Origin of the sequence: Streptomyces sp. NPDC058000 (genome assembly GCF_042886435.1) — a bacterium.
In the GTDB taxonomy this organism is placed as follows: domain Bacteria; phylum Actinomycetota; class Actinomycetes; order Streptomycetales; family Streptomycetaceae; genus Streptomyces.
The window spans coordinates 51,083-69,982 of the sequence record NZ_JBHVQS010000035.1; the positions used below are offsets into that span (position 1 = coordinate 51,083).

18 protein-coding genes and 1 tRNA gene are annotated in these 18,900 nt (G+C 71.1%); 12 read left to right on the forward strand and 7 right to left on the reverse strand.

Annotated features, from left to right (window positions below):
- Nucleotides 1-187 precede the first annotated feature (187 nt).
- A complete protein-coding gene (locus ACFVT2_RS28055) occupies nucleotides 188-1,189 on the reverse strand; it encodes an RNA polymerase sigma factor RpoD/SigA (RefSeq protein ID WP_390022307.1) in 1,002 nt (333 codons plus the stop codon).
- A gap of 188 nt (nucleotides 1,190-1,377) precedes the next feature.
- On the opposite strand from ACFVT2_RS28055, the gene ACFVT2_RS28060 reads away from it, so the two are divergent.
- The 3 genes from ACFVT2_RS28060 to ACFVT2_RS28070 all read left to right on the forward strand — a co-directional run bounded on the left by ACFVT2_RS28060 (nucleotide 1,378) and on the right by ACFVT2_RS28070 (nucleotide 3,386).
- Nucleotides 1,378-1,905, forward strand: a complete 528-nt coding sequence (locus tag ACFVT2_RS28060; protein ID WP_390022309.1) for a GNAT family N-acetyltransferase — start codon at nucleotides 1,378-1,380, stop codon at nucleotides 1,903-1,905.
- Between the two features lie 120 nt (nucleotides 1,906-2,025).
- Nucleotides 2,026-2,595 carry a hypothetical protein gene (locus tag ACFVT2_RS28065; protein WP_390022311.1) on the forward strand — a complete coding sequence of 190 codons (570 nt, stop codon included), beginning with the start codon at nucleotides 2,026-2,028 and terminating at the stop codon, nucleotides 2,593-2,595.
- A 263-nt stretch (nucleotides 2,596-2,858) separates the two neighbouring features.
- Nucleotides 2,859-3,386 (forward strand): PPOX class F420-dependent oxidoreductase, encoded by a 528-nt coding sequence (locus ACFVT2_RS28070; RefSeq protein ID WP_390022313.1) that lies wholly within the window; start codon nucleotides 2,859-2,861, stop codon nucleotides 3,384-3,386.
- A 126-nt stretch (nucleotides 3,387-3,512) separates the two neighbouring features.
- Here the strand turns inward: ACFVT2_RS28070 and ACFVT2_RS28075 are convergent, their stop codons facing one another.
- Nucleotides 3,513-4,058 carry a pyridoxamine 5'-phosphate oxidase family protein gene (locus ACFVT2_RS28075; RefSeq protein WP_390022359.1) on the reverse strand — a complete coding sequence of 182 codons (546 nt, stop codon included), beginning with the start codon at nucleotides 4,056-4,058 and terminating at the stop codon, nucleotides 3,513-3,515.
- A gap of 422 nt (nucleotides 4,059-4,480) precedes the next feature.
- Here ACFVT2_RS28075 and ACFVT2_RS28080 point away from each other — a divergent pair, with 422 nt between their 5' ends.
- Together ACFVT2_RS28080 and ACFVT2_RS28085 are read left to right on the forward strand one after the other, a co-directional pair.
- Nucleotides 4,481-5,533 carry a questin oxidase family protein gene (locus ACFVT2_RS28080; RefSeq protein ID WP_390022314.1) on the forward strand — a complete coding sequence of 351 codons (1,053 nt, stop codon included), beginning with the start codon at nucleotides 4,481-4,483 and terminating at the stop codon, nucleotides 5,531-5,533.
- A 433-nt stretch (nucleotides 5,534-5,966) separates the two neighbouring features.
- Nucleotides 5,967-6,464 (forward strand): MarR family winged helix-turn-helix transcriptional regulator, encoded by a 498-nt coding sequence (locus ACFVT2_RS28085; protein WP_100606698.1) that lies wholly within the window; start codon nucleotides 5,967-5,969, stop codon nucleotides 6,462-6,464.
- 152 nt (nucleotides 6,465-6,616) lie between these two features.
- Here ACFVT2_RS28085 and ACFVT2_RS28090 read toward each other — a convergent pair whose 3' ends face one another.
- Entirely contained in the window at nucleotides 6,617-8,152 is a 1,536-nt protein-coding gene (locus ACFVT2_RS28090) for an MFS transporter (protein ID WP_390022316.1), read from the reverse strand.
- A gap of 321 nt (nucleotides 8,153-8,473) precedes the next feature.
- On the reverse strand, nucleotides 8,474-9,163 hold the full coding sequence (locus tag ACFVT2_RS28095) for a TetR/AcrR family transcriptional regulator (protein ID WP_390022318.1): 690 nt from the start codon (nucleotides 9,161-9,163) through the stop codon (nucleotides 8,474-8,476).
- Nucleotides 9,164-9,542: 379 nt separating this feature from the next.
- Between ACFVT2_RS28095 and ACFVT2_RS28100 the strand changes: the two genes are divergently transcribed.
- Nucleotides 9,543-9,737, forward strand: coding sequence for a hypothetical protein (locus ACFVT2_RS28100; protein WP_390022319.1), 195 nt, complete (start codon nucleotides 9,543-9,545; stop codon nucleotides 9,735-9,737).
- Entirely contained in the window at nucleotides 9,725-11,107 is a 1,383-nt protein-coding gene (locus ACFVT2_RS28105; protein ID WP_390022321.1) for a M6 family metalloprotease domain-containing protein, read from the forward strand. The genes ACFVT2_RS28100 and ACFVT2_RS28105 overlap by 13 nt, the downstream gene beginning before the upstream one ends.
- A 6-nt stretch (nucleotides 11,108-11,113) precedes the next feature.
- Here the strand turns inward: ACFVT2_RS28105 and ACFVT2_RS28110 are convergent, their stop codons facing one another.
- A complete protein-coding gene (locus tag ACFVT2_RS28110) occupies nucleotides 11,114-11,767 on the reverse strand; it encodes a TetR family transcriptional regulator (protein WP_390022322.1) in 654 nt (217 codons plus the stop codon).
- Nucleotides 11,768-11,929: 162 nt separating this feature from the next.
- On the opposite strand from ACFVT2_RS28110, the gene ACFVT2_RS28115 reads away from it, so the two are divergent.
- The 5 genes from ACFVT2_RS28115 to recQ all read left to right on the forward strand — a co-directional run bounded on the left by ACFVT2_RS28115 (nucleotide 11,930) and on the right by recQ (nucleotide 16,503).
- The gene (locus ACFVT2_RS28115; protein ID WP_390022324.1) at nucleotides 11,930-12,094 is read left to right on the forward strand and encodes a hypothetical protein; all 165 of its coding nucleotides are present in this window, start codon (nucleotides 11,930-11,932) and stop codon (nucleotides 12,092-12,094) included.
- Nucleotides 12,091-12,399 carry a hypothetical protein gene (locus ACFVT2_RS28120; protein ID WP_390022325.1) on the forward strand — a complete coding sequence of 103 codons (309 nt, stop codon included), beginning with the start codon at nucleotides 12,091-12,093 and terminating at the stop codon, nucleotides 12,397-12,399. Before ACFVT2_RS28115 ends, ACFVT2_RS28120 begins: the two co-directional genes overlap by 4 nt.
- A 94-nt stretch (nucleotides 12,400-12,493) precedes the next feature.
- Nucleotides 12,494-12,566, forward strand: a tRNA-Arg gene (locus ACFVT2_RS28125).
- A gap of 613 nt (nucleotides 12,567-13,179) precedes the next feature.
- On the forward strand, nucleotides 13,180-13,401 hold the full coding sequence (locus ACFVT2_RS28130) for a CarD family transcriptional regulator (RefSeq protein WP_390022326.1): 222 nt from the start codon (nucleotides 13,180-13,182) through the stop codon (nucleotides 13,399-13,401).
- Nucleotides 13,402-14,427: 1,026 nt separating this feature from the next.
- Entirely contained in the window at nucleotides 14,428-16,503 is a 2,076-nt protein-coding gene (gene recQ / locus ACFVT2_RS28135) for a DNA helicase RecQ (RefSeq protein WP_390022360.1), read from the forward strand.
- Nucleotides 16,504-16,687: 184 nt separating this feature from the next.
- On the opposite strand, the gene ACFVT2_RS28140 is transcribed toward recQ, so the two are convergent.
- Nucleotides 16,688-17,980: a sensor histidine kinase gene (locus ACFVT2_RS28140; protein WP_390022327.1), complete on the reverse strand. Its 1,293-nt coding sequence runs from the start codon at nucleotides 17,978-17,980 to the stop codon at nucleotides 16,688-16,690.
- A complete protein-coding gene (locus tag ACFVT2_RS28145; RefSeq protein ID WP_390022328.1) occupies nucleotides 17,977-18,705 on the reverse strand; it encodes a hypothetical protein in 729 nt (242 codons plus the stop codon). The genes ACFVT2_RS28140 and ACFVT2_RS28145 overlap by 4 nt, the downstream gene beginning before the upstream one ends.
- Nucleotides 18,706-18,900 lie beyond the last annotated feature (195 nt).

Here is an 18,900-nt window from a genome sequence, read left to right on the forward strand (position 1 = left end):
CCGCACGTTCGGCATCACCGCATGCCCACGGGATAGCTGCACGCCCACGGGACAGCTGCACACCCGCTCACTACACCCGCGGGTGCGTTCGCGCGGCGCGCTTCCCCGCGCGCCGTCCACCCCGCACCGGGACGGGCGCTCGCCTCATGGACGCGCCCGGTACGGGCCCGCCCCCGGGGGACGCGGCTCAGGCCGCCGCGTCGAACCCGGTGTCCCGCGCCATCCGCTTCAGCTCCAGCAGCGCGTGCTTCTCGATCTGGCGGATCCGCTCACGGGTCAGACCGTGCTGCTTGCCGACCTCGGTCAGCGTCCGCTCGCGGCCGTCCTCGATACCGTAGCGAGCCTTGATGATCGACGCGGTGCGCTGGTCGAGGCGGTCGATCAGGTCCTCCAACTCCTCGCTGCGCAGCAGCGTCAGCACCGACTGCTCGGGCGAGGCCGCGGAGGTGTCCTCCAGCAGGTCACCGAACTGGGTGTCACCGTCGTCGTCGACCGCCATGTTCAGGCTGACCGGGTCGCGGGCCCAGTCCAGGACGTCGGTGACCCGGGCGGCCGTGGAACCCAGCTCGCCGGCCACCTCCTCCGGCTCCGGGTCGCGGCCGTTCTTGCGGTTGAACTCGCGCTGCACCCGGCGGATCCGGCCAAGCTCCTCGACGAGGTGGACGGGGAGCCGGATGGTGCGGGACTGGTCGGCGATGGAACGGGTGATGGCCTGGCGGATCCACCACGTCGCGTAGGTCGAGAACTTGAAGCCCTTGGCGTAGTCGAACTTCTCGACGGCGCGCACCAGGCCGGCGTTGCCCTCCTGGATCAGGTCGAGCAGGGGGAGGCCGGCGCGCGGGTAACGGCGGGCGACGGCGACGACCAGGCGCAGGTTGGACCGGATGAAGACGTCCTTGGCCCGGTCGCCGTCGGCGGCCAGCGCTTCGAGCTCTTCACGGCCGGCGCCTACGGCATTGCCGTCGGTGATCTCACCATCCAGGATCTGCTGGGCGTACACGCCCGCCTCGATGGTCTGGGACAGCTCGACCTCCTTGGCGGCGTCGAGCAGCGGCGTGCGCGCGATCTCGTCGAGGTACATGCCGACCAGGTCGCGGTCGGCGATGTCTCCGCCTGCTGCGCGAACGCTGTTGGCCTGGCCAGAGCCGGAGGTGCTGGCCTGACGACGGGCGACGGCACGGGTTGCCATGCGGGTGCTCCCTTTGCGCTGAGTCGGTCGCGGGACAGTGGGGCGGGTCGTCGGTCTGTGGACCTCCAGGGGACCGAACCGGCTGACCCGTCCGAAGGAAACAACGGCTGGAATCCGGACAGAATTCCCAAGCCGCTCCCCGATTTTTCTGATCATGCAGTACCCTGCGCCGTCACGAGGGAGGAGAGATGTTGACTGAGCGCGGGGAAGTGCAGGTCAGAGCGGGCGCCGAGACGGACCTCACAGCCCTCACGGATCTTTACAATCACTACATCCGTGAGACGGCCATCACATTCGACACGGAGCCCTTCAGCCCCGCACAACGTCGCCCGTGGTTGCTCTCCCACCCCAAAGACGGCCCGCACCGCCTTCTGGTTGCGCAGTCCGCAGGAGAGGGGGACGGCGCCCTCCTCGGCTACGCGACCAGCAGCGCCTTCCGCCCCAAGGGCGCGTACGCGACCTCCGTGGAAACGACCGTGTACTGCGCGCCGGAAGCCGCCGGCCGGGGCGTCGGCACGCTCCTGTACCGGGCGCTCTTCGCGGCGCTGGCCGACGAGGACGTGCACCGCGCCTACGCCGGGATCACCCAGCCCAACGAGGCGTCCGGCCGCCTGCACGCCCGCTTCGGCTTCCGTCCCCTCGGCACGTTCACCGAGGTGGGCCGGAAGTTCGGCCGCTACTGGGACGTCGCCTGGTACCAGAAGGACCTGCGGTAGCGGTAGCAGTAGCGGCAGGGACCCGCGGGAGCCACGGGGCGCACCGGGCCGCTCCGGTTGCCGGCGCCGGCGCCCGGGTGTCGCCTGGACTGGAAGAGGGGCGAACGAGAGGAGCCCGCCATGGACCAGCACGCGCACGGTGACCAGCCCGCTCGCCAAAGCGGACCGCCCGAGGCCCGGGCCGCCCGCTCACACGGCACCGTCGAACCGGAGCACGGCGCGTCGGTCTCCGGCCTCGAAGGACGCCCCGCGGCCGACACGATGCGCCATCCCCCGCTCTCCCTGGCGCTCCCGGTGATCGCGGCGCTCTGCTTCGGCTGCTACACGATCTGGATGGCCCACACGGGCGGGACCAAGGGCGGCCAGGCCGCGCTCCTCGGACTGATCGCGGCGGTGGTCACCGGGATCCTGGGCGTGACGCTGGTGCACTTCCAGCCGACCATGATCACGGAGACCCGCGCGCTGGCGTACGGCGCGCTCTTCGGGGCGTCGATGGGCTGGCTCTACTCCCTCGGCGGCAGCGCACCGTCGGTGCTGAGCTCCGTGGGGTGGGGCGGGGGGATGTTCTTCGTGATGTTCGTCGTCTCGCTCTACGTCTTCCGCACCCACCGCGCACGCGAGCCGCACGGCCTGCACCGCCCCCGCGAACCGCACGCGGCCGGACACCAACGCGTGCACGCCGCGCACTGAGCACAGCGACCACAGCAGCCGCACACTGAACACGGCGGGCCACGCAGCCACGCACTGAGCACAGCGGCCGCACGCTGAACACGGCGGGCCAAGCACTGAGCACCACGGCCGCAGGCCGAGCGCACCGGGAGCAGCGGGAGCTTCGAGAACTCCGGGAGCAGCGGGAGCAGCGGGAGCCTCGACAACTCCGGGAGCGGTGGGAGCGCACAGGAGATGCCAATCCCCTTGACCTCAGCCGCACTTGAGGTTCTAGCGTCCTCCCCATGGCACCCACCCCGACCCCCTCCCGGCCCCCCGCCCCCGCGCACGCACCGGAGCCCGCCGATACGTCGCCATCCCCATCGCTGTCCCCATCCCCGTCCCCATCCACCGGCCCGGTCTTCACCCCGAGGGAGCGCGCCTACCTCGCCGACCAACCGCTGGCCCGTCTGGCGACCACGGGCCCGAACGGCGGGCCGCAGGTGCGCCCGGTCGGCTTCGTCCTCAACGACGACGACACCCTCGACATCGGCGGGCCGGCACTCAGCCGCAGCCAGAAGTACCGCAATGCGCAGGCCCGCCCCGAAGTCTCCCTCCTCATCGACGACATGGCCCCGGCCGACGACCCGATCGCACCCGGCTGGGGCCGCGGCGTGGAGATCCGCGGTCGCGCCGAACTGCTCACCCTCGACGCCCCGCCGATGGCACCCGAGTTCTTCAGCAACGAGGTGATCCGCATCCATCCGCGCCGCATCATCAGCTGGCACCTGGAACCGGACGACGACCGCGCTGGCACCCGCAACGTCGACTGATCCACACGCCAACCATCAACCACCAACCACCAACCGCCGACCGACCTTCGGCCCCCGGCCCCGGCTCCCAGCTCCCAGCTCCCAGCTCCCAGCTCCCAGCTCCCAGCTCCCAGCTCCCAGTCAGCCTCACGCGCCCGGGAACGGGAGCCCCGGATCCTCCGCGAGCCCCGGAGCGCCCAGCGACCCCGGACCTTCCAGTACCTCCAGCACCTCCGGGTCCTCCGACGTCCGCCGTATCGTGCGCAGCGGTCGGCCCGGCCGCCAGATCTCCAGCTGTATGAACGGCGCCTCGACGGACGTCCGCACCACCTCCGTCAGCAGCGTCCGGAAGAGGTGGAACGGCTCCGGCGGCGTCACCTCCGCCGCGTACCGCGCCTTCAGTCCGGGGTCGGTCACCTCGACCGCCCGCCCGGAGACCCGTATGTCGCCCCCGGCCAGGTCCGTCCCGCCGCCGGGGTTGACGTGCAGCCCGAAGCGGGGGTCCCGCCGCAGGTCCAGCGCCTTGCGCGAGCCCGTCATCATGCCCAGCCACAGCTCGCCGTGGCGGAAGTCCGCCTCCAGTCCGGTCAGTCGCGGCGCACCGTCCTTGCGCAGCGTGGCCAGGACGTGGTGCCGGTACAGCCCGAACCGCTCCCGTACCGCCGCGGCGAACTCCGGCACCGCCGCCTCCACGGCCGCCCAGCCGACCGCGTCACCCCCGCCCGTCGCTCCGCTCGTCGCCCCGCTCCCGACCCGTTGCCCGTTCTCGCTCGTCATGTCATCCAGGCTCCCGCCCATACCCGACACCCCCTGTCCGGATTTCCGATCCCGTCCTCGCCCGCACCCCTCGACCCCGTGGCCGTCCCACGCCCACGCCCACACGGCGGTGCCGCACCCTCACCTCCACCTCCAACGCCCCACCGCACCGCATGACTTCAGCGTCCCACCCGCCACTGACAACGCCCGGCGCGCGGCCCCGCGGCAGCGCCCCGCCCGCCGCACCCCCGCACCCCCGCACCAACCGTCGTAAGACCAATGCCGTAGTTCCGCAGGCCGGTTGATGATCCGTCCGCGGCCCGTTACCCCGCCCCGGAGCCCGGACCTAGCCTCGGGCCATGGATACGACGAGCGGGACACTCGACGAGGCCCTGGAACGCCTCCACGCCACCGGCCCCGAGTTCAACGGGTTCCTCAGCAACCACGGCCCGATGGCCGTTGAGGCCCTGATCCGGCACGGCCAGGCGCGTACCGTCCACCGCTGGCTCGACGTCTACGCCACCCAACTGGAGGACGTGCCGAGCACGCGGACCACGATCACCGACACCAACTGGCAGGAGGCGCTGGGCGATCCGCGCCGGGTCACCGACTGGACCGCGTACCTGACCCGCCAGGTCGCCGAACGCCCCTGGCGCGAGGTGCTCGCCGAGTGGTGGCCCCGGCTGCTACCCGGTATCGCGGGCGCCGCCACCCACCCGGTGATCCGCGTCGGCCACGCCGTGCGCACCCTTCTGGAACAGGGCGAAGAGGAGCCGCGGATCGCCGAGTTGGCGCACGCCATCGGCTACTGGGCGGCCCGTCACACCACCCTGCCGGTCTCCGTACGGCCGAGCGGCACCACCGCCCCCGACGACGCGCTGGCCGCCCTCCCGCACGTCGCCGACCAGCAGGCGTCGGTCATCGACGGACTGGCCCAGCTCCCCGGCACAGCGGGCTGGCTGGCCGCCGCCGAGTCGCTGCGCGCGCCGCAGGACCCCGACGACGCCCGCGACCAGCTGGCCGCGCTGGTGCGGGCCGCCACCCACCGCTACCTCGACTACGGCCACGGCAACGGGGTCCTGCTGGTCCACGCGGCCACCGCACCCAACGCCATCCTGCGCACCCTCCCGGTGCTCCCCCGCGAGCTGTGGGTGGCCTCGCTCGGGGCGGCCTGGACGGCGAGCGCCGCGCTCACCTCCGTCTACAGCCCCGACGAGCCACTGCCGGCCCTCAAGGCCGGACCGCTCAGCCCGGAGGAGGTCTTCGAGCGGGCCGCCGCGCACGGCGACGCGCACGCGATCAAGCTGACCGACACCGCTCTCGACGTCGCCTCCTGGACCGCGGTCGGCGACGACCGCGCGCTGCTGGCCGCGCTCCGCTCCCTGGACCTGATCACGCCGGGCGAGGACTGATCACGCCGGACATCGCGACAACGACAGCCCGATCCGACCGAACAACGATCTACCGAAGCACGATCTGGCCGAAGCGCGACCCGACCGAACCACGATCCGGTCGAAGCGCGATCTGACCGAGAAATGGTGTCGACATTACCGACATAGCGGTGTTACGGCGTCACACTGGCGTTAACCGATGCCGCGCGACGATGCCCGCCACCCCGCGTGGCACGCGCCTATGCCAGACCCGGATCCCCCGCGTCCGGATCCCCCGCACACCGAACGCCCGCCGACACCGGGACCACCCCGATCGGCCACCCCGATCGGCCACACCGGCCGACCACACCGACCAACTACCCCCACCGGCCACCCCGACCGGAAGGGCCATTCTCAGCCGAAGCGCTATTGTTAAATATTCAATAATTCGCGGGGCGGTGAGAGAGTGGATGGCATGAGCAACGAACCCGCGACCGAGCCGCGCTGGCTCGACGACGAGGAGCAGCACGCCTGGCAGGCATACCTCCACGCCACCACGCTCCTGGAGGACCACCTCGACCGCCAGCTTCAGCGTGACGCCGGGATGCCGCACGTCTATTACGGCCTGCTCGTCCAACTCTCCCGCGCGCCGCGGCGCCGGATGCGAATGACCGAGCTGGCCCAGAACGCCAAGATCACCCGCTCCCGCCTCTCCCACGCCGTCGCCCGCCTGGAGAAGAACGGCTGGGTCCGGCGCGAGAACTGCCCGTCCGACAAGCGGGGCCAGAACGCCTACCTCACGGACGAGGGGCTGCGGATCCTGGAGAAGGCCGCGCCCGGACACGTCAACGCGGTCCGGGCCGCGATCTTCGACCGCCTCACCCCGGAGCAGATCGGCCAACTCGACGAGATCTGCTGCGTGATCGCCGACGGCCTCCAGCCGCAGGGCGCCGACCTCCCCTGGCTCCGCTGACCCTTCAGCGGGGCCAAGGGAGGTCGACGCAGCGCCACGCCTTCGGGTGGTTTCGCGTCATGGAGAAGGCAAGAGAAGGCAAGAGGAAGCAAGGGGGCGCCGCGGCCACACCGGCCGCTGCGCCCCCTCTGTCACTGCCCGCCGTTAGGGCCTCAGTGCACCAACACCGGAACCTGCGCCGCGTCCTCGGTGCCGGCACCGGCGTCCGCCCCCGCACCGCCGTCCGACGAGGCCACCGGCGAACCGCCGCCCGGCCGCCCGGTGTTGATCAAGGTGAACGCGATCACCGCCGCCAGGGCCAGGATGCCCACCGCCCACCAGATGGCGGAGGTGTAGCCGTGCACCATCGACTGGAGCTTGAGCAGGTCCGCCGAGCGCGCGCCGGCCGCGTGCGAGGTGGCGTACGCGGTGGTGGCGCTGGCCGCAATGGTGTTCAGCAGGGCGGTACCGATCGCGCCACCGACCTGCTGCGAGGTGTTGACCATCGCGGAGGCGACACCGGCGTCCCGCGGCTGGACCCCGTGCGTGGCCAGCGACATGGCCGGCATGAACGCCGTACCCATCCCCAGGCCCATCAGGATGAAGCCGGGCAGGATCAGCGCCGGGTAGGACGTGGTCAGGTCGATCTGGGTCAGCACGAGCATGCCGAGCGCGGCGACCGTGAAGCCGGGCGCCATCAGCAGCCTCGGCCGCACCCGGGTCATCAGCCGGGCGCCGATCTGCGTCGAGCCGGTGATCATGCCCGCGACCATCGGAAGGAAGGCCAGACCGGTCATCACCGGCGTGTACCCCTTCACGATCTGTAGGTAGTAGGTCAGGAACAGGAAGAGACCGAACATCCCGATCACGGCCAGGCCCAGCGACGCGTAGACACCCGCGCGGTTCCGGTCGGCGACCACCCGCAGCGGCAGCAGCGGCGCCGCCACCTTCGACTCGACCAGGACGAACGTCAGCAGCAGCACGGCCGCCGCGGCGAACAGGCCCAGCGTCACACCGGCCAGCCAACCGTCGGACTCGGCCCGGGTGAACCCGTAGACCAGCGAGACCAGGCCGAGCGTCGCCAGGATCACGCCGGGCACGTCCAGCCGGGAGGAGTTGCGGCCCTCCGCGGGCTCGCGGATGACCAGCACCGCACCGGTCGCGGCGATCGCGGCGAACGGAATGTTGACGAAGAACGTCCAGCGCCAGTTCATGTACTCGGTCAGCACACCGCCGAGGATCAGCCCGACCGCGCCACCGCCACCGGCGATCGCACCGAAGATGCCGAACGCCTTGGCACGCTCCCGGGCCTCCGTGAAGGTCACCGCCAACAGCGACAGCGCGGAGGGCGCGAGCAGCGCACCGAAGACGCCCTGGAGCGCCCGGGCGCCCAGCAGCATCCCTTCGTTGACCGCGGCCCCGCCGAGCGCGGAGGCCACCGCGAAGCCGATGAGGCCGATGATGAAGGTCCGGCGCCGGCCCCACAGGTCGGCGATCCGCCCGCCGAAGAGCAGCAGTCCGCCGAAGGCCAGCGCGTAGGCCGTGATGACCCACTGCCGGTTGGCGTCGCTGATCCCCAGGTCCTTCTGGGCGGAGGGCAGCGCGATGTTCACGATCGTCGAGTCGAGGACGACCATCAATTGCGCGAGGGCGATGAATATCAGCGCTTTCCAGCGCTGCGAATCGACGGACGGGGCGGTTTCAGGCATGACGAGGTCCACCTAGTGGTGCGTAAGAGAACGGAGAAGAAGAACGGAGCGAAGAAGGGGAGCGGAACGGAGGAGAAAGCGCGGGACGGAGAGGCAGAGCGGAACAGGGAAGAGAAGAGCAGAGAAGAGGAGAAGAAGAAGAGGAGTGGGGCAGGGAAGAGGAGCGGGACGCATACGGACGGGAATCAAAAACCAGGCACCCATACGGGGCGCCCCGAAGAAAACACCTCGAAGGAGAAAAAGGAGAACAAGGAGAACTCCGAGGACGCGAGGCGCGCCGGGCCGGACGACCCCGCCCCGCCCCTCACGCGCCGCCGCGGCTCACGAACAGCGGTGCCGCAGGTCCTCCAACGTGATGGCGGAACCGGGCAGTTCGGACCAGCCGGGGGCCCGCAGACCGTCCAGGAACAGCTGTAGATGCCGGTGCACGAACTTGTCGAAGTCGATACAGCTTCCCCCGGACTTCATCCGGGGGGACCCCCACCCCGGCAACGGGCGCGTGAGCTGAGTGAGCGCGACCATCAGGTCACCGACGGCGATGTCGGCACGCAGTTGGCCGCTGTCGCGTGCGGCACCCATGGCGGCCTCGACGGCCGCGTCCAGGCGCTCGCGCGCCGCGAGCAGATCGGGATGGGCCGGGTCGGCAGCGTCGGAAAGCAAGGGGCACAGCGCCCCGATCTGCTCCTCCACCGCATCGTGGACGAAACGCCTCAGCGCTTCAAAGGCATCTGGCTCTTCGGCGAGGGCGCGCTCCGCGCGGTCCGCGATACGGGACATGACGGAAAGCGTGACGTGGTGGATCAACTCCCGGCGATCCGCGAAGTGACGGTAGAGCGTCGCATTACCGACACCCGCGCGTCGAGCGATTTCATCGAACGGCACCTCGGCCCCGAATTCGACCATCGTCTCCCGCGCGGCCGCGATGATCCGCTCCCGGTTGCGCACCGCATCGGCCCGCAGCCGCGGCTGCACACTCTTCACCACACTCGTCACCCGCTCCACTCCGGTCACGTCGGCACACTCCCTTCGCACTCACCACACCCACGGAACCGGGGAACCACTCCCCGCTTCACCCAACACCCAACTAAACGGGGACCAGCTCCCCGGATATTTCCCACCCGTGGTGTGACGTGGGACACGGCCACGCCCGCCCCCTCCCGCCCGAGATCGGCAAGACCACCACAGCGCTCCCCCGCACCCCCCGGCGGAAGAGCCGACAACGCACGACCGCCGCGGCGAACGCCACCCCCGTGCGACACCAGACGCAAGCCGACAACGTGCGGCCGCCATCCCTCCGCACCACACCACCCCTCCATTTGACGCACCCCCACGCGCGAGCGACCATCCCCCGCCGCAGGCTGAACACCATGAGGCAGAAGGCACCCGCCCGATGACCCGGAAGGCCCGGCCACACCCCGGCCCGCACCCCACGGTCACCGGCCCGCACGACAGAACGACCGGCAAGCACCGCACCGCCACCAGTACCGGCACCAGCGCTGACACCGCCACCACCGGCATCACCGCCACCACCGCTACCGCCACCGCCGGCACCGGCAAGACCGGGGCAGCCCCATGCGTGCCCTGACGCACAAGATCTGCGTCGCCCTGGCCGCAACCGCCACCTGCGCGGCCGCCGCCTTCGCCCTGACCGCACCCCCCGACGCCACCGCCGCCCCACCTCTCGTCCCCACCCCTCACGCCACACCACCTGCGCCTCCCAAGCCCCCCAAGCCCCCCGCACCACCACCTCTCGGCATCAAGCCCGCGCCACCACCCCCCGGCGCCCCCGCCGCCGTCCCTCCCGGCGCACCCCCCAGCGGCCCGTGCGCCCTCCGCGGCATCAGCGACGACGTCGCGGAATCCGCCCCCACCCCCGCCGGCTTCGCCCGCGCCGTCGGCACCGTGCGGGCCCTCACCCTCTTCGTGGACTTCCCGGACGCTCCCGCCGAGCTCTCGCCCATGGCCCGCTTCGCCGAGTTCTTCCCGGCCGTGACCGACTACTTCCGCACCAGCTCCTACGGACGGCTCTCCTACGTCCCCAAGCCCCTCTTCCGCTGGATCCGCATGTCACACCCCTTGGCGGCGTACGGCATCACCCGCGGCGCGAGCTTCGACCCGGCCTCGGACGGCGGCTACCACGCCCTCTCCCGGGAGCTCGTGCACGCCGTGGACCCGTTCGTGGACCTCCGCGACTACGACATCGTCAACGTCATCACGTCCCCGAACGCGGGGCCGCCCGCCACCCACACGGTCCTGTCGGTCACCTTCAGCGGTGCCGACCTGGGCCTGAAGAGCGGCCGCGGGGCGCCGTTCCAGAACGTCTCCTTCATCTGGAGCCGGCAGACCGGCCTGAGCGCCTTCCGGGTCCTCAACCACGAGAACGCGCACTCCTTCGGCCTCCCCGACCTCTACTACACGGACGACCGGAGCGATTCGACCCCGGTGGGCCACTGGGACCCCATGGACGAGGACTGGGGGCCGACCAACGACTTCCTCGGCTGGCACAAGTGGAAGATGGGCTGGCTCGCCCCCGGCCAGGTGCACTGCACGCCGCCCGGCGGGACGCCCACCGAGCACGTCCTCACCCCGATCTCCACCCCCGGCGGCACCAAGATCGTCGTCATCCCGACGGGTCCGCACACCGCCTTCGTCGTCGAGGCTCGCGCCAGCGGCCTCCTGGACCCGATCGTCTGCCGCCCCGGCGTCCTCGTCTACCACGTGGCCACCGACGTCCCCACGGGCCGCGCCCCCGTCCAGGTCGTCGACGCCACCCCGCACAGCCGCGGCTGCTACACCGACGCCCACTACGTCGACGCGGACCTGACGGACGCCACCTTCCGCCCCGGCGAGACCTACACCGACCACACGAGCGGCGTCACCATCACCGTCCTCACCGAGAACACCGACGGCACCTACCGCGTCCGCACCACCCCCGCCCACCCCAGAACCCCCTGACGCCCCTCACTCCCCAAAAACCCCTCCCTCCTCCCGCCAGTGCCGCCGCCCGATGCTGATCAGCCGCAACTGCCGCCGCGCGCGCCACACCACCCGCTCGGCCGCCCGCTCGCCCCCTTCTTCCACGGCGTCGAGCAGTTCCGCAGCGGTCGTCACCAGCCGGTCGACGTACAACTCGGCCAGCATCCGCACGTCCTCATCCCGCCAACCCTCCGACACCGGCTGGGTCTTGAGCGCCTCGGCGACCTCCTCCGCGAACCGGTCCAGCTCCCCCGCGATGGCATACCGCACGGCCCGCACCCCACCACGCCGCTCACGGGCCACGAACCGTACGTGCGCGGGGTGTTCGCGTACGTGCCGCTCAACGACCGCGACCGTACGGTCTATCCGCTCCTCCGCCGCATCCTGTTCGGCGAGGATCGCGCGCACCATCACATGCAGGCTGCCCAGCGCCTCCTCGACGAGCGCGACGCCCAACTCCCCCAGATCCCGGAAGTGCCGGTAGAACGCGGTCGGGGCGATGCCCACCACCCGCGTCACCTCACGCAACCCCAGGCTGCTCAGGCTCTGCTCCTCCAGCAGCCCGAGCGCCGCGTCCAGCAGCGCCTGACGGGTCTTCTGCTTCTGCGCCTGGCGGACTCCACCCACACTGTGACTCATGTCATCCAGTAAACAACCGTTCTCCGAACCAATCCACTCTCCCCCGGTCGTACACTGAAGAAGTCAGTGAACAACTGTCCTCTCAAACCCATACGGCCGGCTCCACCGCGGAACCCCGCACCGGGCCTCCCCCCACCGGAACCGGCCCCGGAAAGGCAGACCATGCTCTTCCTCGTCGCAGCCCTCCTCCTGATGGGGATCGCGCTGGGCACCGCGGCGCACCTCCCCGTCCCGGTCACCCTCATCGCCGCCGCGGTCATCACCGCCTGGCTACTCGTCTTCTACCTGCGCGAACGCCGCCACCACACCGAGGGGACCCCCCGATGACCACCCTCACCACCGCCCCGGCAACGACCGCCACCACCGCGCCCGCAGCGAAGCGGCCCTCCGCCGCCCGCTCCTCCCAGGCCGACGGCATGGCCATCGCCTCGTTCATCCTCGGCCTCGTGGGCACCCTGGTCCTCAACGTCGTCCTGGGTCCCTGCGCACTGGTCCTCGGCACCCTCGCCCTCACCCGCGGCACCACCCGCCGCGGCCGCGCCCTCCTGGGCCTCGCCCTCGGCGCCGCCGACCTGCTCCTGCTCGCCGCCCTCACCGCCACCGACGGCACCCTCAGCTGGCACCTGGCCTAACCCACCACACCGGCACGCCCCACCCCGACACCCACCCGGCCCCGACCCACCATCCGCTACGCTTATCGCCGGATCGGATCACTTCGATCCACCCGCCTCCGTAGCTCAGGGGATAGAGCACCGCTCTCCTAAAGCGGGTGTCGGCAGTTCGAATCTGCCCGGGGGCACCCTGCATCAAGCGCTGACCTGGGGTTTATCCCCCAGGGAGGCGTTCTATCCGGCCTCGGACTCCTCGTCCGGGGCCGTTTGCGTGCGCGGTGCGTGAGCGGTGCGCACACGAACGGGTCCCCGGCTCCGGTTTTCCGTCGGACGAATTAGCACCATCCGTCACGGGATCCGGGCAGGATTCCTCGTACAGCTCGATGAACCGCCGAGTGACGTTGGCGGTGGCGGGAGGGAGCAGTTCACCGTTCTTGCAGGTGAGGACCCGCCCGGCCTCTCCCCCCCCCCGGCGCTCCCCCACTTCGCACCGGTCCTTGTCCTGCTGAACGTGGTGCCGCCGTAGGGCACGGACCGTGTCGGAGTCGAGAGCGATGGTTCGGGCGCCGGCGTCGGTCTTGGGGGCGTCCTCGTACACCTCCCGGCCATCCACGACGAGCGCTGCTGACCTGGGGCAACGAGACTCGTGAGGCGGCCGTAAACCCGGGCGCGGGGCACCGCCCTCGTGGCATGATTCCCTGGCTTCGCCGCCAAAGCCGTCGTTGCCGTCCGGGTCGGTGCCGAGCAGCGAGTGTGGACGGCCACAGCCAACGGGAGACACGTAGGCGCATACTGGGGGCGATGACAAAGCCTGCTGCACCTAAGCGTCATTTGCCTACCAGCCCCTTCAAGGTCCCGGTTGCGCCTGCCCCCAAGCACTTCACCGTGGGCGACCAGGTCACACACGACATGTACGGCCTCGGTCGAGTAATCGGCATCGAAGAGGGAATCGCGGCGCTCGTGGATTTCGGCTCGTCGCGAATGCGGATCTTGAGCCCGTACGCCAAGATGACCAAGCTGTAGGACCGCTGTGCCCGGTCACGGCACGCCAGGCCCCTTCAGGGGCCTGTAACGAAAGGAAGACCTCTCATCGATCTGACATCGCTGTTCTCCGCCCCGGAAGGGCCACCCCGCCGCGCCACTGCAGCATCGCCGCCTCCGACGACAAACCCCTTCCAGGCCCCGGACTTCGGGGAAGACGAGACCTTCCTGCACGAGGATGCGCAGGGGCCCGCCTCGAACATGCGTGCCACGCGCCCCAAGGCCGCTTAGCTCCCATGAGTGCGGTGGTTCCGACAGCTGGCCGCGGGCCGTCTCCGGTGCTGCGGTGAGGAGTGCGGCCGACCCCCAGTCCCCGCCTCAGTTCCCCGCCGCAGTCCTCACCGCATTCAGCCCCGTTCACCGTCGTTCAGTCGAGACCGTGTGCCGGGCCCTTCCCGTAGGCAAGCCGCCCGCGAACGCGGGCGAACGCCACTGCACACAGCCCAGCGCCCCACCAACACAGTTGGGGGGCGTGTTGGGGTTGGCCCTTGGTGCCGAGGCGTCCGCGTCATCGCCCGCCTGAGAGGGCCGGCCTGGCCGCCAGCTGCACCCTTTACCCTCCACGGCGCGGGCTTTGTGCGTGCGCGATGCGCGAGCGATGCGTGCGCGAACCGTCCGGCACGGGGCGTTATGCGCCGGATCGAGTACGTAGCCGCATGCTGCTGACCAGGGAAAACAGCACTACTTAGCAGTGTCGAGCCCCACCCGGCAGATGGGCGACGGTGTCCCATCCGTTCGGCCTGCCCGGATCTTTTCGGTAGCGATCCGGCGGGAGCTGCGGGCGTATGCGTGACCCCGACACCCCTACGTCCCGGCATCCCGGCATCCCGGCATCCGGCGACCGGAGGGTGCAAGCGGGATGTCGGCTGAGTCGTTCTTGCCCTGACCAGCGGTTACTGCTCGGGGTGCGCCACCCGCGGGTGGAGTTATCCACAGGGTCGACGGCGAGTGCGTCGGAGCTCGTACGCTTTCGGGGTGGTTCCGGCGGACGTGGGAGTGGTCGTGGGCGTGGAAGTCGACGTGGATGTGGACGTGGCAGGTGCCCCGGGTGCGGGCGAGGCGGTGCAGACGCTGCGCCGGGTGTTCGGGTACGACGCGTTCCGCGGGGATCAACAGGAGATCATCGAGCAGGTGATCGGCGGCGGGGACGCCGTCGTCCTGATGCCCACGGGCGGGGGGAAGTCGCTCTGCTATCAGATCCCCTCCTTGGTGCGGCCGGGCGTCGGGGTGGTCGTCTCGCCGCTGATCGCGTTGATGCAGGACCAGGTCGATGCGTTGCGGGCGCTGGGGGTGCGGGCCGGGTTCCTCAATTCGACGCAGGATCTTGAGGAGCGGCGGCTGGTCGAGGCCGAGTTCCTGGCCGGCGAGCTGGACCTGCTGTACCTGGCGCCGGAGCGGCTGCGGGTCGAGCAGACGGTGCAGCTGCTGGACCGGGGGAAGATCGCGCTCTTCGCCATCGACGAGGCGCACTGCGTGGCGCAGTGGGGCCACGACTTCCGGCCGGACTACCTCATGCTGTCGATGCTGCACGACCGCTGGCCGGACGTGCCGCGGATCGCCCTGACCGCGACGGCGACGAAGGCGACGCACACCGAGATCACGTCCCGGCTGCGGATGGACGAGGCCCGGCACTTCGTGGCGAGCTTCGACCGGCCCAACATCCAGTACCGGATCGCGGCGAAGAGCGAGCCCAAGCGGCAGTTGCTGGAGCTGCTGCGCAGCGAGCACGTCGGGGACGCCGGGATCGTGTACTGCCTGTCCCGCGCCTCGGTGGAGAAGACCGCACAGTTCCTGGTGGACAACGGGATCGCCGCGGTGCCCTACCACGCGGGGCTGGACGCCCGCGTGCGCGCGGAGAACCAGGCGCGGTTCCTGCGCGAGGACGGCCTGGTCGTGGTCGCCACCGTCGCGTTCGGGATGGGCATCGACAAGCCCGACGTGCGGTTCGTGGCCCACCTGGACCTGCCGAAGTCGGTGGAGGGGTACTACCAGGAGACCGGCCGCGCGGGGCGGGACGGCCAGCCGTCCACGGCCTGGCTGGCGTACGGACTGCAGGACGTGGTGCAGCAGCGGAAGATGATCGAGGGGTCGGAGGGGGACGACGCACACCGGCGCCGGCTCTCCGCCCACCTGGACGCGATGCTGGCGCTGTGCGAGACGGTGGAGTGCCGGCGCATCCAGCTGCTGGCGTACTTCGACCAGGAGAGCGGCCCGTGCGGCAACTGCGACACCTGCCTCACACCGCCGCAGACCTGGGACGGGACGGTGCCGGCGCAGAAGCTGCTGTCGACGATCGTGCGGCTGAAGCGCGAGCGGGGCCAGAAGTTCGGGGCGGGGCAGATCATCGACATCCTGCTGGGCCGGAAGACCGCCAAGGTCATTCAGTTCGACCACGATGCGCTGAGCGTCTTCGGGATCGGGGCGGATCTGCGCGAGGCCGAATGGCGCGGCGTGGTGCGGCAGTTGCTCGCCCAGGGACTGCTGGCCGTGGAGGGGGACTACGGGACGCTGGTGCTCACCGAGATCAGCGGCGAGGTGCTGCGCGGGCAGCGCCAGGTGGCGATGCGGCGGGAGCCGGAGAAGCCGGCGCGGGCGGCCAAGGCGAAGAGCAAGGGCAAGCGGGCGCCGGTGGATCTGCCGGAGGAGGCGCTGCCGGTCTTCGAGGCGCTGCGCGGCTGGCGCGGCAGTACGGCCAAGGAGCAGGGCGTTCCCGCGTATGTGATCTTCCACGACGCGACGCTGCGGGAGATCGCGGTGGCGTGCCCGACGGGCATCACCGAGCTGGGCGCCATCAGCGGAGTGGGGGAGAACAAGCTCGCCAAGTACGGGGAGCAGATTCTGGAGGTGCTGACCGGAGGGGGAACCTCGGCCGGGACTCCGGGGCCGGCCGCAACGGCAGAGGCGGGGGCGGCAGGAACAGCCGGAGCGGCGGGACCAGCAGGAGCGGCAAGCGCAGCAGGGGCAGGAACGGCCGGAGTGGAGGCGGCCGGAGTGGCGAAGGCGACGGCAGCCGTGGCGGCCCCGACAGCGGTGTTCGAGGAGGACGAGGTGCTGCCGGAACCGCCGGACGACATCGATTGGTGAGGCGTCGGCATCAGCGTGGTGAGACGTCAACGTGGTGAGGCGTAGGAATCAACGTGGTGAGGCATCTGCGCACGGCGTGACGCGGCGGGCCTGATGCGGCTGGTCTGACGCGGCTGGTCTGACGCGGCCGGGCCCGCCTGGCCTGGCGCCGCGCGGCGAGACCGGCGCGGCCGGCGCGGCACCGTTACGGCGTGGGGCCGGTCCCCGGCGGGGGATGCGGCGGGAAGGTCAGGACGGCGCGGGCGCCGCCGTCGGGGGCGTTGCCGAAGTGGAGGTCGATGCCGAGGACGGCGGCCTGTCCGACGGCGATGGTCAGGCCGAGTCCGTGGCCCCGGCCCCGGCCCGGGGCGTCGGTGCGGAAGCGCTGCGGACCGTGGTGGAGCAGCTCGGCGGGATAGCCGGGGCCGTGGTCGCGGACGACGATCGTCGGGGTGCCGCCGGGCGGGGCGTCGACGGTGACCGTGACCGGCGGCCGGCCGTGCCGGTGGGCGTTGAGGACGAGATTGGCGAGGATGCGGTCCAGGCGGCGCCGGTCCGTTTCGACGACCGGGTCGGCGTGGATCCGCACATCGGCGTCGAGGCCGGTGGCGCGGACGGAGCGCAGGACCAGCGGGCCGAGTTCGTAGGCGGCGAGGTCCGCGTGCTCGGTGCCGGAGTCCAGTCGGGAGATCTCCAGCAGGTCCTCGGTGAGCCGGTGCAGGGCGCGCAGCCGATCGTTGATCATCTCCTTGGGGCGGCCCTCCGGGAGGAGCGCGGCGGAGGCGAGGATGCCGGTGAGCGGGGTGCGCAGTTCGTGGGCGACATCGGCGGTGAAGCGCTGTTCCGCCTGGAGACGACTCTGGAGGGTGGCGGCCATGGAGTCCAGGGCGGACGCCACCGCGGCCACCTCGTCCTGCGCCGCCCGTCCACCGCGTGGGCGCTGACCTGCTGTTTCGTCGACTCTGGCGTCCAGGTCGCCGGCGCTGATCCGGCGGGCGACGGCCGCCGTGGTGGTCAGTCGGCGGCTGATGTGCCGGGCCAGGAAGAGGCCGGCCGTGGCGACGGCCGCGGCGGCGAGGACGGCCGAACCGAGGATCGCGGTGTCGAACTTGTCCAGGGTCCAGCGGGTGTTCCCGTAGGGCGACCAGACGGCCATGATCTGGTCGTCGGCGGGCGCCGCCGCCCACATGACGGGCCGGCCGCGATAACTGCCGACCATGCTGCCGCGCCGCCCCTTGCGCACCAACTGCCGTAGCGCGTCGGGCAGTTCGGGCGGATCGAGGACGGAGTTGATGCCTTCGCGCGAGGTGCCGTACTCGAAGAGGTCCAGTGCGGTGTCCAGGTCCGCGTGGGTCTCCTTGCGGACCTGGCCGACGGTCTGGCGGGCCACCGCGTTGTGCACGAGCACCCCGAGGACGGCGGCGACCGCGCAGCACACCGCCGCCACGGTCAGCGAGATCTTCCAGCGGAGGGAGAGCGCCGGGCGGGGGCGCCTCACGGGGGATTCCCCGCTGGGCCGGGGGCCGGCGAGGCTGGTTGGGGTTTCGGTTTGGGTTTGCGGGCCAGGTCGAGGGTGAGGTCCCACAGGCCCATCGAGTGGCCGTCCCAGACGTAGTCGGTGACGCTGACGTAGCGCGGGTCCTTGGTGGGTTCGCGGATCGCGAGGTGACCGGCGGCGAGCTCCACACCGGCCAGTACGGCGCGCAGCGCGAGGACCCGGGTGACCACCGTCTTCCGGACGGTGTAGACGCGCAGTTCGCTGGTGCGGTCGTCGAGGTCGACGACCGCGATCAGGTCGGGCTTACCGTCGTCGGTGAGGTCGTGCAGCTCCGGGCGACGCACGGAACCGGGCTTGGGCGGGGTGCCGCCGGACGCGGTGAAGTCCGCGTCGAGGACGGTGAGCGGGTCGGCGTCGGCCATGTTGCCGCTCGGGATGCGCGGGAGGGCGGGGAGCGGCTTGAGGGCGGCCGGGTTCTCGTTCTCGCGCAGCGGGGCGGGCGAATACCGCGGCCACAGCTCCAGCGGTGCGTTGACGCGGCGCGCCCGGCCCTCGTCCTTGAGTCCCTCGGGGCTGGCGCAGCCGGCGAGGAGGGCCAGGGGGAGGACCGCGACGAGGACGAGGGGTGCGGCCAGCGCGAAGGGTGTGGCAAGGGCACGGGGAACGGGCGCCGGGGTACGAGGGCGGGCGACCGGCGCGCTCCACGGGGGACGAAATGCGGACATAGCCTGACCAAGCTACCCAAGGTGCGGGGTCGGGGAATCTTCGGGACGACCGTTCCGGCGGCGAATGGGCCATCGGGTGGCGTCCCACGGTGGCCTGCCCGGCCGCTTCATCACGGGACTTCGTCACAGGACTGACCGGAGAGGTGGGGCTGGCTGTTACACAACGTACGGATCGCCGTTATGGACCCTCCGTAG

What these genes read in the sequence shown, in the direction of transcription:
- ACFVT2_RS28055 (WP_390022307.1), bottom strand. Translation starts at nt 1,189, where the DNA reads ATGGCAACCCGTGCCGTCGCCCGTCGTCAGGCCAGCACCTCCGGCTCT.
- ACFVT2_RS28060 (WP_390022309.1), top strand. Translation starts at nt 1,378, where the DNA reads ATGTTGACTGAGCGCGGGGAAGTGCAGGTCAGAGCGGGCGCCGAGACG.
- ACFVT2_RS28065 (WP_390022311.1), top strand. Translation starts at nt 2,026, where the DNA reads ATGGACCAGCACGCGCACGGTGACCAGCCCGCTCGCCAAAGCGGACCG.
- ACFVT2_RS28070 (WP_390022313.1), top strand. Translation starts at nt 2,859, where the DNA reads ATGGCACCCACCCCGACCCCCTCCCGGCCCCCCGCCCCCGCGCACGCA.
- ACFVT2_RS28080 (WP_390022314.1), top strand. Translation starts at nt 4,481, where the DNA reads ATGGATACGACGAGCGGGACACTCGACGAGGCCCTGGAACGCCTCCAC.
- ACFVT2_RS28085 (WP_100606698.1), top strand. Translation starts at nt 5,967, where the DNA reads ATGAGCAACGAACCCGCGACCGAGCCGCGCTGGCTCGACGACGAGGAG.
- ACFVT2_RS28090 (WP_390022316.1), bottom strand. Translation starts at nt 8,152, where the DNA reads ATGCCTGAAACCGCCCCGTCCGTCGATTCGCAGCGCTGGAAAGCGCTG.
- ACFVT2_RS28100 (WP_390022319.1), top strand. Translation starts at nt 9,543, where the DNA reads ATGACCCGGAAGGCCCGGCCACACCCCGGCCCGCACCCCACGGTCACC.
- ACFVT2_RS28105 (WP_390022321.1), top strand. Translation starts at nt 9,725, where the DNA reads ATGCGTGCCCTGACGCACAAGATCTGCGTCGCCCTGGCCGCAACCGCC.
- ACFVT2_RS28110 (WP_390022322.1), bottom strand. Translation starts at nt 11,767, where the DNA reads ATGAGTCACAGTGTGGGTGGAGTCCGCCAGGCGCAGAAGCAGAAGACC.
- ACFVT2_RS28115 (WP_390022324.1), top strand. Translation starts at nt 11,930, where the DNA reads ATGCTCTTCCTCGTCGCAGCCCTCCTCCTGATGGGGATCGCGCTGGGC.
- ACFVT2_RS28120 (WP_390022325.1), top strand. Translation starts at nt 12,091, where the DNA reads ATGACCACCCTCACCACCGCCCCGGCAACGACCGCCACCACCGCGCCC.
- ACFVT2_RS28130 (WP_390022326.1), top strand. Translation starts at nt 13,180, where the DNA reads ATGACAAAGCCTGCTGCACCTAAGCGTCATTTGCCTACCAGCCCCTTC.
- ACFVT2_RS28145 (WP_390022328.1), bottom strand. Translation starts at nt 18,705, where the DNA reads ATGTCCGCATTTCGTCCCCCGTGGAGCGCGCCGGTCGCCCGCCCTCGT.